This is a genomic window from Hahella sp. HN01 (genome assembly GCF_018986435.1).
GTDB lineage: Bacteria > Pseudomonadota > Gammaproteobacteria > Pseudomonadales > Oleiphilaceae > Hahella.
The window spans coordinates 55,121-72,894 of sequence record NZ_JAHMIN010000025.1 but is presented as its reverse complement, the minus strand read 5'-3'; the positions used below and the strand labels follow the sequence as shown (position 1 = coordinate 72,894).

Below are 17,774 nucleotides of genomic sequence, written 5' to 3'. Positions count from 1 at the left end.
TTTTCCTTGTTCCGTTCATGAGAGTCTTATTGTTATGGTCGCCGACCGCGCAACCGCCCTAGAAAGCAAAGCTCTCCAGCGCGTCCTGGCTGACTGTCTCGTTACTTCTATGATGGATATTCGCCATAAAGGCGTCATCCGTGGTTTTTTCCAACAATAGAGTGCGCATGCGCTGCAGTATCGGCGCGGGAATCGCCTTCAACGTGGGATCGGCCATCTGCGCCTTGATGGCGGAATTGAACAAGGCCACGTAATCGATCACCTGTTTGCGGGAATAGCCGCGACGCTGCAGATAGAAAGTAGACCATTGTTCGAATCCGTGCTGGGGCAACCAGGTGGAATTGCGAATATCGAAGAACAATCGTTCCACCCAGTCGCAGGCGGTTTCGCTGGTCATGGTGCGATGCCGCCAGGAAAATCCGTTGCCTTCCAAATCATACTCCTGGCGGTTTTTCCAGATCGGCGTCAGCGGATCGCAATACCACAACTGGGCGCGGTAGAAGTCCGGCTTGCTTTGCTCGATCAGGGATTGCGTCTCCCGAATGGTGTCTTCGGTTTCGCCGGGGAAGCCGACGATCAAGCTGGCGTGGGCGGAAATACCGGCTTCCTGCAATTGCGGAATGGCCTCGGCGAAATTGCGCCGGCGCGCGGTTTTGTTCATGTTTTTGAGCATGGTGTCGCTACCGGACTCAATGCCCAGGAACACGCCTTCGCAACCCGCTTCGCGCATTAATTGAATGGTTTCGTAATCTCCCTGATCGCTGCGATAGAACGAATTCCAGCGGAAGCCGTATTGCTTGCGGATCATCAGCCGCAGGATTTCCTTGAAGCGTTTTTTCGGCACGTTGAAGGTGTCGTCGAGAAAGGTGAGGGTGTCCACATTGCCCAGCGCGGCGATACGGTCCAGCTCCTGCTCCACCAGGTCCGGCGCCAGAGTCTTGTAAGCGCCCGCCCGTTGCGGAAAGCCGCAGAACGCGCAGCTGTAGGGACAGGATTTGGCGGTGCGCAGAGAAATAAACTGGGACAGCTGATCCGGCGGAAACAGGCCATAGTCGACGGGGTTCTCCTCCAGAGGGTTGTACTCCGTCTCCACCAGCGTGCGGGAAAACGGTCGCAGCAGACTTTTGGGATCGCGGATGGCCAGATTGGCGACGCCGTCCAACGGCTCTCCTTTTTGCAGCGCGCTGATGATATGCGCCAGCGCCTGTTCGCCCTCGGAGCTGATCACGTAGGTATCCGCCCCCAGGTATTCAAACAGACTGGCCAGCTCATCCGCGTTGCGCACCTCCGCCTGGCCGGAGATATAGGGCCCGCCGACGATGATATGGGCGTCGCTGTGCTCGCGTACGAACTTGATGACTTCGATCATGGGCTGAGGCGACACATACAGCGTGGTGGTGACCGCCACCGTGCGCACCTGACCGCTGCGCAGTATGCGGCGCATCTCGTCTTTTTCCTGTTGAAACAGGTTGACCCAGTCCACGGTGAAGCCGCGCCGCCTCAGGAATGACGCCAGATAGGTCACCGCCGGCCAGAGAAAGTCGAGGTTGTTGAACTGCCGATGGGACTGGCCGGCTTCGTCATAGATATGGTTAATCAGATCCAGCGCCGTATACGGCTGCCCCTGGTGCTCCACAAACGCCAGCCGCAGATCGCGCCAGGCTCCGCCGTGATTATCGACGGAACGCACCATCTCCACGTGTTCGGGAGTGGGCGGCATATTGGTTCCGACAATCAGGCAATCGATCATATCCGCTTTCCTTCCTTGTTAGCCCGCCGCGTCACCGCTGTTTGCAGGCGGCGGGTCTTTATTGTTATTGGCTCGCGCTGGACGACGCTCGTTCAGTCGCAGAGACCTGTTCAGGTCGCTTAGAAATCGTGCATAAATTTAAAAATCAAACTCCTCCGCCGCATCCGCTTCGCCGGTGGCGGGCTTGCCGTCCGCGCCGGCCAGAGACAGCAGACTGTCTCCGGGACGTTGCGCGGCGGCGTCCAGCAGATGCTGGTAGTGCTCCTGCAGCGCGGCGATTTCTTCCGCAGTGAAACGCTCCCGGTCATATTCGAAGACAATGCGCACCTGCTCCGCCTGGGCGTTGACGGACAACACCAGATCGTACTTGGCGGAGCCGCGCTGTCCCGGCAGATAAGACACTTCCAGATCGTCCAGGAAGCTCCCTTTGGGCGGCGCGGCGGACGCCGGCGCATCGCTGTTCTGGAAGTCGAACACCACCTGGAAGATAGGCTGACGGCCCGCCACTCTCGGTGATTGCAACGAACGCACCAGCAGATCGAAAGGCAGTTCCTGATGCGCCTGCGCCTGCAGGGTTTTGTCGCGGGCCTGGGTCAGCAGATCCAGGAAGCTGGCGCTGGCGTCCAGACGCAGCCGGATCGGCAGGGAGTTGACGAAGAAGCCGATCAGGCTCTCCAGCTCCTGGCGATTACGGTTGGCGACCGTGGTTCCCACCACAATGTCCGACTGCCCGCTGAGCCGCTGCAGCAGGGCGGCGAAGGCGGCGAGCATGGTCATATAGAGCGAGCTGCCCTGCTGACGGTTGAAATCCTGCAACGCGGTCACTGTCGATGCTGGCAGATCCTGCACCGCCAGGGCGCACAGACCCGCCGCCTCGCTGTGGGGACGACGGGGCAGATGGATGGCCTCCGGCGCGTCCTGCAGTTCCTGACGCCAATAGTCCAGATGCTGCTGCACCCGTTGCGGCGTGAGCAGGCGGCGCTGCCAGCAGGCGAAGTCCGCATATTGCAGCTGCATGGGCGGCAGGCCGGCGGCGGAGCCGGTGCGCCGGCTGTGGTAGAAAGCCTGCAGCTCCCGCACGAACACGCCGTTGGACCAGCCGTCGAAGATGATGTGATGCATGGTCGCCAGCAGCACATGGCGCTGATCCTCCAATTGCACCAGACGAATGCGCAACAGGCGGTCGCTTTCCAGATCGAACGCATAGTTGGCTTCCAGGCGCGCCAGTTCCCGAACCTGCTCGGCGCGCTCCGGCTCCGGCAGCGCGGACAGATCGAAAAAGCGCCAGTCCGGCGCAGTGTCGCTGTGGATCTCCTGCACCGGCGCGTCTCCCGCCATATGAAAACGGGTGCGCAGCACCTCATGGCGGGCGATGATGTCGCGGAAACTGTCGTGCAGCGCCTGGGCGTCCAGGGAGCCTTTCAGTTCCATGGCGAGAGGCATGTTATATCCCGCCGCCGCGCCTTCCAGTTGGTGCAGAAACCACAAGCGCTCCTGGGCGAAGGAAAGCGGCGGCGCGGCGGGCCGGGTCTGCGCGCATAAGCGTTCGCCGTCGTCCGTCGCCGCGGGAGCCAGCGCCGCCAGCCTCTCCGCCAGCTCGGCGATGCTGGGATTTTCGAAGACGTCTCTGACCGTGGCGTCCACGCCCAGACGTGCGCGAATGCGGTTCAGCAGACGGGTGACCAGCAGACTGTGGCCCCCCAGTTCAAAGAAGTTGGCGCGGATATCGATATGCGGCAGCGCCAGCAACTCGCTCCACATATCATGCAGACTGCGCTCCAAAGCGCTGCGCGGCTCCGCCAGCAGTTCCGGGACGTCGCTCAACGCGTCCGGCGCGGGCAGGGCGCGGCGGTTGATCTTGCCGCTGACGGTGACCGGCATTTTCTCCAGAGTCAGGATGCGGGCGGGCGCCATGTAGTCGGGCAGACGTTTGCGCAACCAGGCGCGTAGATCGGCGACATCAAATCCGACGGTCTGGCGGGGCTCCACATAAGCCAGCAGGCGCATGCCGGCGCCGTCGTCCCGGGCGATCACCGCGGCGGCCTTGACGTCGTCATGGCTGTTCAGCACCGCTTCCACTTCGCCGGGCTCCACCCGGAAGCCGCGTATTTTCACCTGCTCGTCAATGCGTCCCAGATACAGGAACTCGCCTTGCGCGGTGCGGCGGGCCAGATCGCCGGTGCGGTACAGGCGCTGACTGATCTCGCCGTGGGAGCTCATGAGCGTGGTGGTGATGAAACGTTCGGCGGTGAGGTCGTCGCGTCCGACATAGCCCTGGGCGAGACACACGCCGCCGATGTACAGCTCGCCGGGGGCGCCGGCGGGCACAGGTTGTCCCAGTGGGTTGAAAATATGCAGTTGCACGCCGCACAGGGGCGCGCCGATGCCGGGCAGGACGGGCCAGCGGTCAGGCTGATCATCCAGTTGCAGGGCGCTCACCACATGGGCCTCGGTGGGGCCGTAGTGGTTATGCAGGCGACAGTGCGGGCGCTCCCGGAAGAAACGACGCACCGGCGCGGAGATCTGTAACTGCTCGCCGGCGGTGATCACATCGCGCAGATTGTCGCTGACGATGGCGTTATTGCCGGGCTGGTCCTCAGTCAGGGTCTCCGCCAGTTGCTGCAAGGCGACGAAGGGCAGAAACAGACGCTCCACCCCTTGCGCGCGGATAAACGCCATCAAGGCGCGCGGGTCCTGCCGCAAGCGGGGCGGACATAACACCAGGGAGCCGCCGCAGGCCAGAGTGGCGGCGAACTCCTGAAAGCAGACGTCGAAGCCGACGGCGGCGAACTGCAGGGTGCGCGCCGGCGCGCTCAGACGGGGATGCTGACGATGCCAGACCACCAGATTGCTCAGGGCGCGCTGGGGCATGGCGACCCCTTTGGGAACGCCGGTGCTGCCGGAGGTGTACAAAATATAGGCGACGCAGTCCGGGTCCGGTAGCGGCGGCGGTTCCGCGCGGCGAAGGGACAGTTGCGCCCATAGTTGCGGCAGCGGCGCGATGGCGCAGGGCGTGTCCTCCCAGCCATGCTGCGCGTTCACTGTCACCAGCAGGCGCGGAGCGGCGCTTTCCACCATCTGCCGCACCCGGGGCAACGGGAACTCAGGATCGATGGGTGTGTAGGCGACGCCCATTTTCAGCGCCGCGTATTTGAGCACGAACAGCTCGGGACTGCGGGGCAGCCAGAGCGCAATCACATCGCCGCTCGCCACGCCTTGTTCCCGCAGCCAGTCCGCCGCCTGATTGGCGAGACGGGCGAATTCCCCGTAGCTGACGTGGGAGTTGAGCCGGGACCAATCCGTCAGCGCGCCGGCCTGGGGACTCCAGCTCAAGGCTTCCAGATCCGGAGTGCGTTCACATTGATCCTGAATCAGGGCGGGCAGCGGCGTCGCCCCCTGAGCCGGATGGGCGGGAATTTCCGCCGGCGCCGCCAGGGGCAGGCCCAGCACCGGTTCATCCGGGCGGTTGACGCAAAGCTCCAGCAGGCTCAGATATACCTCCAGCATGCGTTCGATGCTGGCGCGGTCGAACAGGGTGCGGTTGTAGACCGCCTCGCCGTGCATCTGTCCCTGGGATTCGGTCAGTGAGAACAACAGGTCGAAGGCGGCGCGCTGCTGCCGAATCGGGAACGGCGTGATTTCCAGTTCCGGCGTTTCCCGAGTCACCGTTGGGGCGTTCTGCAACACGAACATCACCTGGAACAACGGGTTGTGATTGAGGGCGCGGTCTAGCTCCAGTGACTCCACCACTTTGTTGAAAGGCGGGTCCTGATGCTCATAAGCGTCTAGAGAAACGGTTTTAACTTCCTTCAATAACTCATTGAAAGTAAAGTTTTCCTTGCTGCGGATGCGTAGCGCCAGGGTGTTCACGAAGAAGCCAATCAGCGGCTCCAGCTCGGGCCGGGTGCGGTTCGCCACCGGCGCGCCGATGACGATATCGCGCTGGCGGCTGTACACCTTCATCAGGGCGGCGAAGGCGGCGCAACTCACCATGAACAGGCTGGCGCCGGCGGCGTCGGCGAAACGGCGCAATGCCGCAGTGAGGCCGCTGTCGATATGAAAGGGCAAGGTGTCGCCAGCGAAATCCGCCTGCGTCGGGCGCGGACGGTCATGGGGCAATTCCAGCAGGGGCGGCGCGTCCGCCAGTTGCGTGCGCCAGTATTCCAGTTGCCGCTGCGCTTCCGGCCGCTCCAGACGCAAAATCTGCTCGGCGGCGTAGTCGGCGTATTGCAGGGACAGGGGTGGCAGGCTGAGCGTCGCGGCGGCGTCCAGGGTGAAGGTTTCCGGGTTGATGGCCTGATAGAACGCCTTCACTTCGTTAAACAGGACGCCAATGGACCAGCCGTCGGAAATGATGTGGTGCATCGCCAGCAACATGACGTGGCGACGCGGCGCCAGCCGCACCAGCAGTACCCGCACCAGGGGGCCGCGACTCAGGTCGAAAGGCGTCTGCGCCGCTTCCACGGCCAGCCGTTCCGCCTCGGCCTCCCGTCGATCGGACGGGTGGGATTCCACGCTGGCCCGGAGAAACTCGCAGGGAAGTTCCGGGTGAATGCGTTGATAGGGCGCGCCATCCGCCCCCAGGGCCTCGTCTTCATGGAAGGTGGTGCGCAGAATCTCATGGCGCGCCGAAGCGCAGGCGAAGGCCTCCTGCAAACGGTCCGCATGCAGCTCGCCATTGATGCGCACAGTCATGTGCAGGTTGTAGGCGCTGCTGCCGCCGTCGATTTTGCTGAGGAACCAGAGACGCATCTGCGCGGGCGCTAATGAAGCGCTGCGGGCGCCGCCGCTGGGGGCGCGACGGATGGCTTTCTCCGCGGGGGTCTCCATGGCGGCGGCGCTGCGTTCGCGCACCAGGGCGGCGAGTTCCGCCACATTGGGACATTCGAACAGGTTGCGCACGGTCAGGCCGGCGCCGAAGCGCTGGTTGAGGCGGGCGATAATCTGAGTCGCCAACAGGGAGTGGCCGCCCAGTTGAAAGAAGTTGTCACGTACTCCGATGACCTCTTGCTGCAGTACTTCCGCCCATACATCGGCCACCGCCTGCTCAAACCCATTGCCGGGCGCCACATACTCAGTTTCGCGGGCGCTGCGCTGGGGAATCGGCAGCGCCTTGCGGTCGGTCTTGCCGTTGGCGGTCAGGGGGATGGCGTCCAGCGTAATGATCGCCTCGGGAACCATGTAGCCGGGCAGGCGGCGCGCCAGCCGTCGTTTCAGATCATCCGCGTCGATGCTGCGCCCGGGCGCGCTTACGACGTAGGCGGCCAGGTAGGGACCCAGGCTGTCGTCCTTGATCACCGACACCACACAGTCTTTAACCAGTTTCTTACTATTGTCCCGTAACTCATTGATACAGGATTCAATTTCTCCCAGTTCTATACGAAATCCACGCACTTTCACCTGCTGGTCGATACGCCCCAGATACTCCAGTTGATCGTCGCTGTTCACCCGCACCAGATCTCCGGTGCGATACAGACGCTCGCTGAGATCGCCGGAAAACGGGTTAGCGATGAAGCGCTGGGCGGTCAGCTCCGGCTTGCCCAGGTAGCCCCGCGCCAGACCGCGGCCGCCGATCAATAATTCACCCGCCACGCCCCGGGGAACCAGTTGCAGGTTCTCGTCGATGATGTGAATCAGGGTATTGCTGATGGGGCGTCCGATGTTGGCTTTGCCGCCGGGGCGTCGCAGGGCGCAGGTGGAGTAGGTGGTGTCCTCGGACGGACCGTAGAGGTCATAGACGCGACGGATATGCGGCAATGCGTAGAGCTGCTCCACCAGTTCCTGCTTCAGGGGCTCGCCCGCCAGATTCACCGTGCGCACCTGGGGCGGCACGGCGTTGGCCCGCAACAGCGCCTGAATGGCGGATGGCACCGTATTGATGAGACTGACCCTGGAATAGACCTCCAGATCGCCGGCGCGCTCCGCCAGCGCGGTCATATTGTCCGCCAGATGGACGCGGCCGCCACTGCACAGGGTAACGAAAATCTCAAACACGGAGAGGTCGAAGCAAATGGACGTGGTGGCCAGCACCTCCTCCAATTCTTCAAGGTGATACTGGGTCTGCGCCCAGTGAATCAACGCCCCGACAGAGCGGTGCTCAATCGCCACGCCTTTGGGCAGACCGGTGGAGCCGGAGGTGTAGATCACATAGGCCAGATTGTCCGCCGCCATAGAACGCTGAGGATTGCTGTCCTCGCAGCCAGCGGTCAGGGTTTCCAGATCGTCCAGCATAAACGTGGCGACATGCTCCGGCAGACGCCCGCTGGCGGCCTGCTGGGTCAGCGTCAGACGCGCGCCGCTGTCTTCCAGCATGTAGGCGATGCGTTCCGTGGGGTAGGCCGGATCGAGAGGCGCGTAGCCGGCGCCGGCTTTGAAAACGGCGAGCAGGGCGACCACCATGTCCAGCGAGCGATCCAGGCAGACGCCGATGCGGTCCTCCAGCTTGATGCCGCGGGCGATCAGCAGATGGGCAAGGCGATTGGCGCGGCGGTTCAGCTCGCCATAGCTGAGAGAACGGCCGTCTCGCATGACCGCCGTCAGCTCCGGATGCAGCTCGGCGTGGCGCTCGAACAAATGATGAATGCAAAGCGTGTCGGGGTAAGGCTGCGCCTCCATAAACAAGCCGCGGCTGAGCTCGCCGTGTTGGTCGCGATCCAGCATGGGCAGTCCCATCACCGGTCGCTGCGGCTGGTTCAGCGCCGCCTCCAGCAGCGTCAGATACTGGCGCGCCATACGCTCTACGGAGTCCTTGTGCAGCAGCTGGGAGCGGAACCAGAAGTCCAGATGGAAGCCGTCGGCGTCTTCTTCGCCGTACACCTCCAGATCAAAGCGGATCTGGCCGGGCTGCGGCAGACGCAGCGGCGTCACCTGCACCCCTTCCAGTTCGAAGGCGTCCATGGGCGCGTTCTGCAGGACGAACAGCAACTGGATCAACGGCGGGAAGCTGAGATCCCGCTCCGGCTGCAGCGCCTCCACCATGCGCTCAAAGGGCAGGTCCTGGTGATTGTAAGCGCTGAGGGCGGTGTGTTTGACCCGGCGCACCAGATCGCGGAAGTTGGGATCATCGGCCAGATCGCAACGCAGAGGCAGGGTGTTGACGAAGAAGCCCACCAGCGTCTCCACATCCGCCTGATTGCGGTTGGCGATCAGGCTGCCCACCACCACGTCCTGCTGGCCGCTGAGACGACCGATCAGCACGTTGAAGGCCGCCAGCAGCACCATATACAGGCTGGCCCCGGAGGCGCCGGCGAAATGCCGGGCCTGATGCGCCAGACGCGCGGGCAGGTCGATGCGCACGTAGTCCGCATCCGGCGACGGCTGCTGGGTGCGGGGGTAGTCCAGAGGCAGATTCACCAGGGCTGGCGCACCCTGTAGCTGTTGACGCCAGAAGTCCAGCTCCTGTTGCAGCAGGTCGCCCTGCAGGCGCTCCCGCTGCCATACCGCGAAATCCGCATACTGCAGCGCCGGCGGCGGCAGTTCGCAGGGGCGATGGCGCAGGGCGGCGCGGTACAGGGCCGCCAGCTCCCGCACGATCACGCCCACGGACCAGGCGTCGGCGATGATGTGATGAATACACAGGTTCAACCAGCTCAGGCTGTGCGCGCGACTGCTGTCCAGCTCCACCAGAGTGGCGCGCAGCAGCGGCCCCTGAGTGAGATCGAAGGGACGGCGGTTCTTCTCCACGAAGTACGCCTGGGCGCGGGCTTTACGGGCTTCCAGGTCGCTGTCGGCGAACCACACGCGCTCGATGGCGATGTGCAGGGACGGTAATACCCGCTGGGTCGGCAGGCCGCCGTCGCTGACGAACAGGGTGCGCAGAATCTCATGGCGGGCGATCAGTGTATCCAGCGCCCGCTGCAGTGCGGCGTGGTCCAGGGGGCCTTCCAGTTGCAGGGCGGCGCTGATGTTGTAGGCGACATTGTCCCCCTCGAATTCGTGCAGGAACCACAAACGCTCCTGGGCGAAGGACAGGGGGAATTGATAAATCTGTACGGCGGTGGAAGCTTCGGTCATGGCGGCGTACTTGCTCGTTATTATGTTCTTTGGGTTGTCGTTATGGTTGTTGTCTGTTTTCTTCCGTCTTCAGGATGACTCCGCCGCGGCGGGGTCCTGCGTCTCCGGGGTCTGGGTTTCCGGTTTTGGCGCGCCCACCGCGTAGCGCGAGCGGTCGACGCGACGAATGCCGCTCTCGGACGCCGGCGTTGCGGCGGTCGCCAGCGCATCAATGGCGGCGGCCAGATCCTTGAGCGTTGGCTTGTCGAACAGCAGCGTCAGCGGCAGGTCACGCTGCAGGCGTCCGCGCAGCTGCGACAGGACGCGGGTGGCGCTCAGGGAATGCCCGCCCAGCTCCAGAAAATGATCGTTGCGGCCGATAGGGCGACGATCCAGCACCTGACTCCAGATCTCCGCCACCTGCTTCTCCGTTTCCGTCTGCGGGGCTTCGTAAGGCGCTTCCGCGCGCAGTTGCTCCGCTTCGCGCTCAAGGGCCTTGCGATCCAGTTTGCCGTTGGCGTTCAAAGGCAGGCGCTCCCGCTCCCTCAGAATGGCGGGAGTCATGTAAGCAGGCGCTTGCCGGGCCAGCCATTGGCGGATGTCGTCCAGGTCCAGGGGGGAATCTTCCGCGCTGCGTGGCGTGACGAAGGCCGCCAGCAGCGTGTGTCCGTCCGCACCCCGGGTCGCCGCCACCGCTGCTGCGCGCACGTGTTCATGACGGGACAGCAAGTGTTCGATTTCCGCCGGCTCCACGCGATGTCCGCGCACGGATAACTGGTCGTCGATGCGTCCGAGAAAGTCCAGATTGCCGTCCTCGCGCCAGCGGCCCTTGTCCCCGGTCAGGTACACCCGCTCGCCGGGCTTGTAAGGATGCGCCACGAAGCGCGCGGCGGTGAGATCCGCGCGTCCCCAGTAACCTCGCGCCAGAGAAGGTCCGCTCAAGGCGATTTCTCCCGCCGCGCCCAACGGCGCCAGGCGCTGCTGGTGGTCCAGAATCAACGCCTCGGCGTTGGCGATGGGCTTGCCGATGGGATAGGGGCTGGGCTCTTGGGGCGCCAGATAGCAGGACGTGGCGCACACGCTGAACTCGGAGGGTCCGTAATTATTCGAGACCTTGATGTGGTCGCTGGCGCCGCCGTTGCGGATGCCTTTCAGGGTGTCGCCGCCGGACTGCAGCACGATGTTCTGCAGCAGGTGCGGAAAGCTGACGCAGGCCTCCTCGCACAAGGCGGGAGGCAGAAAAGAGATATCAATGCGCTGCTCATGCAGAAATTGACACAGAGGACCTACATCCCGTCGTATTGCGTCCGGCGTGATCACAATGGTCGCCCCCGCGCACAGCGACGGCAGCGACTCCCAGACGGAAGCGTCGAACGCTGGCGACGCCAGCAGGGTGGTGCGTTTGTCCGCCTGGATGCCGAACTGTCGGCGGCTCCATTGGATCAGGTTGATCAGGCCCAGATGCTCCAGCATGACGCCCTTGGGCTCCCCCGTGGAGCCGGAGGTGAAGATCACGTAGGCCAGACTGCGCAACCCACAGGCGCGAACCGGCGCCTGGGCGCGACGGCTGTTGGGGGCGAGGGAGTCCAGGGGGATGAAGGGAATCTGGCTATGCTCGCGCCACAGCTTGTATTCGCCCCACAATGCGGCTTCCTCGGCGTCGCCGATCACCAGTTTGCATTGCGCCTGTTGGAAGGTGCGCAGGCGGCGCTCGGGCGGATAGTCCGGGTCTACCGGAACAAAGGCCGCGCCGGCTTTGCCCGCCGCCAGTTCGGCGATCAGCAGGGCGGCGCTGCGGGGTAGAGCGACGCCGATGCGGTCCTCCACACCCACGTCATAGCGCTCCTGCAGCAACGCGGCCAGGGCGTTGGCGCGTTCGTCCAGCTCGCGATAGCTGATGCGACGCTCGCCGTCTTCCACCGCTATGCTGTCCGGCGCGGCGGCGACGGCCTGCTCGAACAGATCCAGATAACTGTCGCAAGAGGGCAACGGATAAGTCTCGCCCTGAAAGGCGCGCAGGCGGTCGTACTCGGCTGCATCCAGCAGGTCTATTTGCTGCAGCGGCGGTGAGGTCACATCCCCGCTCGCGCCCAGTCCCTGGCGCAACAGGCGCTCATAGTGTCCGCTCAGACGCTCGACGAAGGCGCCTTCGAACTGCGCCGGGTTGTACAGGTAGCGCATCACCAGCGTCGTTCCCTGTGGGCCATGCTCCGGTGTGGCGGTGACGCCGAAATCGTAGGGAATGTCTTCGTGCTTGCTGATGCTTTCCACCTGAATGGCGTCGCGGAAAGCCCCGTCCGGTTGCGCCGGCGCGGGATAGTTCTCGAAGGCGAACAGATGGGTGATCAGATCTTTGCCGAGAGGGCTGAGCTGTTGCACCTCGCTTAACGGCAGATACTGGCGCGACTCCGCCTCCAGCAGACGCAATTGCGTGGCCTGGGCCAGTTCGCGCAGGGTGACGTCGGGACCGACGCGCAAACGCAACGGCAGGGTGTTGATGAAGACCCCCACCATTTCCATGGCCCCGGGAAGCTCCGCCGGACGCCCTGACACCAGGGTTCCGAACACTACGTCGTCGCAATCGTTGTAGCGGGCCAGCAATGCGCCCCAGGCGGCCTGCAGAATGGCCCCCGGCGTCATTCCCCAGTCTGCAGCGGCCTGTCGCACGCGCTCACTAAGCGTCTTGGGCAGCGCCTGAGTGAAGGTGCGTTTGCCGGCGCTGGCGGGCGCGAGGGTCTGCTGCCGTGGGACCTGGGCGGCCTGATGGTAGCCTTCCAGTTGCCCGCGCCAATAGTTTCGGGCCTGGGTCGCGTCCTGGCGCTCCAGCCATTGAATGTAACGGCTGTAGGGCGGCGGCGCGGGCAAGTCCAGCGGGCGCGCTTCGCCCAGGGCGTCATAAATCAGGGTGAAGTCCCGCAGCAGCAGGCTCAGGCACCAGCCATCCATGAGGATATGGTGCAGGCTCCATAACAGGGCGAGGCGGTCGTCCGCCAGTTGCAGCAGCCGCATGCGCATCAGCGGCTCCCGTTGCAGATCGAAACTGCGCTGGCGGTCTTCCGCCTGGGCCTGACGAATCAGTTCCTTCTGAAAATCCGGCGACGCCGTGCGCAAGTCGCTGTAATGAAACTCGCCGACCCGGTGATGCAGCACCGCCTGCAGAGGACGGGACACTTTCTCGGCGATGAACTGGACGCGCAGGATATCGTGACGCTGGAATAACCGCTCCCAGGCCTGCTCCAGCAGATCCACCCGCAGCTCGCCGCGCAGCCGGTACAGCGCCTGTTCGTGATACACCGGCGCGTCGGGATGCAGCAGGCTTTGATAGAGCATGCCTTCCTGCATGGGGGACAAGGGATACAGGTCCTTGAGGTTTTCCTTTTTTATCATGAAATGATTCCTTCCAGCTCATCCAGGCTGATATCAGAATAGGTCAAATCCGAGGGCGTGACGGTAGCTCCCGCGCAGCCCAGGCAGTGTTCAGCCAAATGCGCTAATTGTTCGCTCCAGCGGGTCAGCAGGACATCGGCGTCCAGCAGAGGCCGCGCCCGATCAATGCAAAGCTGCAGGCGCAGGCGTCCGCCCAGGGCCATGGCGCTGATCTCCAGGGCGCAGGGACGCGGCGCTTCGGGTGGAACGCAGTCGCCGCTGGGCTCATCACTGAAGCGCAGGCTGGCGTCAGCGAGAGGCGCGTCGAGCTGTCCCAGGTAGTTGAAGCTGATCTGCGGTTGCAGGTTGAAGCGCAACGCCGCGGCGGCGTCGCCGCCGAATTCCTGCAGCAGGGAGTAGCCCGCGCCCTTGCGGGGAACGCGGCGCAGGCTCTCTTTCACCGATTTGATCTGATAGGCCAGTTCTCGGTCGCCGGGCAAGGTCAGGGACAGCGGCCACAGACTGGTGAACCAGCCGGCGCAGCGGGACAGGTCCAGATCCGTCTCCAGCAGGTCGCGGCCGTGGCTCTCCATCAACAGGCACAGATTGACCGCCGCGCTGTCGGTGAGCGCCATGGCGCGGGCCAGGGCGGTCAGCAGCAGGTCTTCCGGCGTAGTGTTGTAAGCCTGATTGGCGGCGGTCAGCAGCGCCTGGGTCAGCTCCGGGTCTAATTCCCGGGTCAGAGTCAGGGCGTCGCCATAGCGACAAGGTTCGCTATCGGAGGCGTCGAGATCATGGGTTTCCTCCAGCGCCGCCCAATAGGGGATGTCCGCCTGCAGTTCGCGGCTGCCGCCGAAACGGGCCAGTTGCGCCGCACAGCGCGTAAAGCCGGGGGCTTCCGGCAAGTTCACGGACTGGCCGTCGCAAGCCTGGGCGTAGCCTTGCAGCAGGTCATCCAGCAGAATGCGCCAGGTCACGCCGTCCACCGCCAGATGGTGCGCCGCCAGCAGCAATCGGTCGCCGTCCGGGCGGCGCAACAGCGCGGCGGCGAACAGGCGTCCGTTTTCCGGGTACATCGCGGCATGCAGCTTTTCGCCCTCCTGAATCAACGCAGAGGGAAGGTCTTTGCTGTCCCTGAGATCGATGTCCCGTAGTCGCACTCCTGGCGCCTCGTCCAGGGGCAGGGCTTCCTGCATCCAGCGGTTGTCGTCGTCCCGTAAGAAGCGCAGACGCAGGGATTCGTGGGTGGCGTAAATCCCGTCCAGGGCCGCCTGTAGCGCCGAGGCGGACAAAGGCTGCTCGCTGCGCAGCAGGAGCGCGTGATTGAAGCGGCGCGGATTCTCGCTATGTTCCCGGAAGAAGCGACTCTGCGCCGGGGTGAGGGGAACCGGGCCTTGCGGAGCCGCCCAATCCTGATCCTGGCGTTGCTCCAGCGGCGTGACCCAGGGCGCCAGCGCCGCGATGGTCGGATTGGCGAAAAGATCTTTGATGGCTATTTTCCAGCCTTCCCGATGCAGCCGGGACGCCAGTTGGATGGCTTTGATGGAGTCGCCCCCCAGGGCGAAATAGTTGTCGTTGGCGCCGACCTGATCCCGTCCCAGAATCTCGCTCCACAGATGCGCCAGCAGCGTTTCCAGGGGACTTTGCGGCGCGGTGAAGGCGGTGGTCACGCCGAGGCGCTCGCCTTGCCGCAGCGACGCCAGCGCCTTGCGATCCAGCTTGCCGCTGGCGTTCAGGGGCAGCGCGTCCAGGGCGACATAGCCGCTGGGCAGCATGTATTTCGGCAAACGTTCTTGTAAGTATCTTCTTAAAGTATCTGCGCCAACTTCTTGTTTTAAAACAATGTAAGCGATTAGCTCAGCGCTGGCGGCTGTATTCTCCGAGTCAGGGGCGACGAGCAATGCCGCCGCCTGCTCTACATCGGGATGGCTGCGCAGATGGGACTCCACATCTCCTAATTCGATACGATGGCCGCGCACTTTCACCTGATCGTCCATGCGTCCCAGGAACTCCAGCGCGCCGTCCATGGTCCAGCGACCGCGGTCGCCGCTTTTGTAAAAGCGAACCGCACCGGAAGCGGAACAGGGAGAAGCGAGGAAGACGAACTTCTCTCCGTTCAGCTCCGGCCGGTTCAAATACCCTCGGCTGACCCCTGCGCCAGCCAGAACAATTTCGCCGGGAACCCCCGCCGGGACCGGCGCGCCATGGCGATCCAGCACCCAGGTGCGGGTATTGCGCAGGGGCTGGCCGATGGGAACATAAGGTGAATGCGGCAGGCGCTTGCTGTCGATGACGTAGGCGGTGGCGTCCACGCAGCATTCGGTCGGCCCATAAACGTTGATCAGGCGTACGGCGGGCAGGGCCTCGCCAACGGCCTGCGCCAACGCGCTGGGCAGGGCCTCGCCGCCCACCAGCAGAGTGTCCAGCGCCAGTTCGTCGCTGCGCCGCGCCAGCTCCGGCAGCCACAGCGCCAGTAAGGTGGGCGTGCAGTCGCTGAGCGTGATGCGCTGCTGGATGAACAGGTCGGTGAGACGGGCGGCGTCCTGCCGCGTGTCCTGATCCACCACCAGCAGTCTGTGTCCGTGCAGCAGGGCGGGAAACAGCTGTTGCACGCTGGCGTCGAACACGGCGTTGGCCAGCAGCGCCACGTTGACGGGGCGGCTGTAACGGCGGTAGGCGATATCCCAGAGCGCGTCGTTGAGGTTGACCACGTTGCGATGTTCGACGGCGACGCCTTTGGGGACGCCGGTGGAGCCAGACGTGTAAATCACATAGGCGAGCTGGTCGGGACGCAGGGTCCGTTGCAGCTCCAATTCCGGCGCGGCTTCCAGATGCTGGTCCGCATCCGGCAGCGCAAGGATCTGCACGGGGGCGCCGGCGTCAATGTCCCGTAGCGCCGCCAGGGTGGCGTTATCCGCCACGATGACGCGCAAGCCGCTGTCGACGATTTGCTGGCGCAGACGCGCTTCCGGCTGCGCGATATCCAGAGGCAGATAAGCCCCGCCGGCGCTCAGTATTCCCAGAGCCCCCACCGCCAGATTAACGGAGCGGCTGGTGCACAGGCCGACGGGCTCGTCGTCGGCGACGTTCTGTTCCGCCAGGCGGCGCGCGAGTCGGTTGGCGGCTTCGCGCAGGGCTTCATAACTCAGTTGCGCGTCGCTGTCGCTGTCGCTGACCGCAATGCGCTGAGGCGAGGCCTGGGCCTGACGCAGGAAACGGTCAATCAGGGTGTCGCTGTCCGGCCGCCAGGACAGCCCCTCGCAAACGTCCCGCAGCAGCTCCAGACTGGCTTCGGAAAGCAGGGGGATGGCGGCGATCTTAACCTCGATATTACTGCAGAAAGATTCGATAATAGTCTGAAATATAAGTGGAATAGACTCCACGTAAGCGGGTTCGTAGCGACTGCGGTTGTAGATCAGTTTGCCTTGCAGGCGCTCCCCGGGCATGAATTGCAGGTCGAAGTCGTAATGGGTTTTTTCGAAGCTGAACACGTCCTCCACGGTGAAACCCAGGTCGGACTGATCGGCGGCCCGTTTCACCAGGGCATCCACCGGATAGTTCTCCACCGCCATCACCAGATTGAACAGGCCCTGATCCTGACCGGCGAAACCGGCGGCGGCCTGAATTTTAGCCAGGGGATAGTAGTGATGGGGGGCGGACGCCAGATGACGCTGCTGCAGCGTCTGCGCCAGTTGCAGCAGGCTGTAATCGGGAGCGACACGAATCCGGCAGGGGACGGTGTTGATAAAAGGCCCCACCATGTTTTCCACGCCCGCCAGATCCGCCGGCCGGCCGGACACCACGGTTCCGAAGGCCACGTCTTCCTGATCGCAGCAACGCGCCAGCAGGGTCGCCACGGTCGCCTGCAACAGGGCGTTGAGGGTAATCCCATGTTGCGCGCACAGGCTTTGCAGGCGCTCGGTCTGGCCCCGGCTCAACTGGAAGCTCAGTTCGGCGCTTTCCGGCTGGGCGTCCGCGTGGTATTTGCGAAACGGCGGCTCCGTTGGCTCTGTGAAGCCTTCCATGTAGGTCCGCCAGTATTGCGCCGAGGCGTCCTGATCCTGGGCCGCCAGCCAGCGCGCATATCGGCTGAACGGGGGCGTCGGCGTGAGGTTGAGCTGCGCCTCAGCGTCCTCGTCCTTACACAGGCTGCGATAGGTCGCAAGCAGTTCGCTCAGCAGTAATCCATAGGACCATCCGTCCAGCAGGATGTGATGATGGCTCCACACCACTTCCCATAGATTATCTTCCAGGCGCAGCAGGCTGATGCGCCACAACGGCCCCTGGGTCAGGTCGAAACCCTGACGGCGTTCGTTGTCGCGAAAATGGCGGCAATAGGCGTCAGCGCGCAGGGAGTCGATATGGCGCAGGTCCTGGCGCTCGATGTGCGGAGGCAGCTGATGCAGCACGATTTGCAGGGGCTGGTCGCTCTGCTGATGGGAAAACAGGGTGCGCAGCAGATCGTGGCGCTGCGCCAGCAGACGCCAGGCCTGTTCAAAGGCGTCTGCGTCCAGTTCGCCCCGCAGCCGCCAGGCGGTCTGCTGGAAATAGGCGCTGGATTCGGGCTCCAGCAGCGCATGAAACAGCATGCCTTCCTGCACCGGCGTCAGGGGGTAGATGTTCTTGATGTCCTTCTTGGTAACTGTCATGGTCCTTGTCCGATTCT

At 63.8% G+C, this 17,774-nt stretch carries 4 protein-coding genes; all 4 read right to left on the bottom strand.

All coding sequences use genetic code 11. The features are described 5' to 3' along the window. Positions 1 to 58 precede the first annotated feature (58 nt). Positions 59 to 1,750 carry a PhpK family radical SAM P-methyltransferase gene (locus KP814_RS21675; protein ID WP_216738731.1) on the bottom strand — a complete coding sequence of 564 codons (1,692 nt, stop codon included), beginning with the start codon at positions 1,748 to 1,750 and terminating at the stop codon, positions 59 to 61. A gap of 138 nt (positions 1,751 to 1,888) precedes the next feature. Next, complete coding sequence (locus KP814_RS21670; RefSeq protein ID WP_216738730.1) at positions 1,889 to 9,763, bottom strand: non-ribosomal peptide synthetase; 7,875 nt, start codon at positions 9,761 to 9,763, stop codon at positions 1,889 to 1,891. A gap of 69 nt (positions 9,764 to 9,832) precedes the next feature. Next, the gene (locus KP814_RS21665; RefSeq protein ID WP_216738729.1) at positions 9,833 to 13,129 is read right to left on the bottom strand and encodes a non-ribosomal peptide synthetase; all 3,297 of its coding nucleotides are present in this window, start codon (positions 13,127 to 13,129) and stop codon (positions 9,833 to 9,835) included. Beyond that, complete coding sequence (locus tag KP814_RS21660) at positions 13,126 to 17,757, bottom strand: non-ribosomal peptide synthetase (protein ID WP_216738728.1); 4,632 nt, start codon at positions 17,755 to 17,757, stop codon at positions 13,126 to 13,128. Before KP814_RS21660 ends, KP814_RS21665 begins: the two co-directional genes overlap by 4 nt. Positions 17,758 to 17,774 lie beyond the last annotated feature (17 nt).

Bases quoted from the DNA above. Each gene is read 5' to 3' on its own strand.
- KP814_RS21665 (WP_216738729.1), bottom strand. From the start codon at position 13,129: ATGATAAAAAAGGAAAACCTCAAGGACCTGTATCCCTTGTCCCCCATG.
- KP814_RS21660 (WP_216738728.1), bottom strand. From the start codon at position 17,757: ATGACAGTTACCAAGAAGGACATCAAGAACATCTACCCCCTGACGCCG.
- KP814_RS21670 (WP_216738730.1), bottom strand. From the start codon at position 9,763: ATGACCGAAGCTTCCACCGCCGTACAGATTTATCAATTCCCCCTGTCC.
- KP814_RS21675 (WP_216738731.1), bottom strand. From the start codon at position 1,750: ATGATCGATTGCCTGATTGTCGGAACCAATATGCCGCCCACTCCCGAA.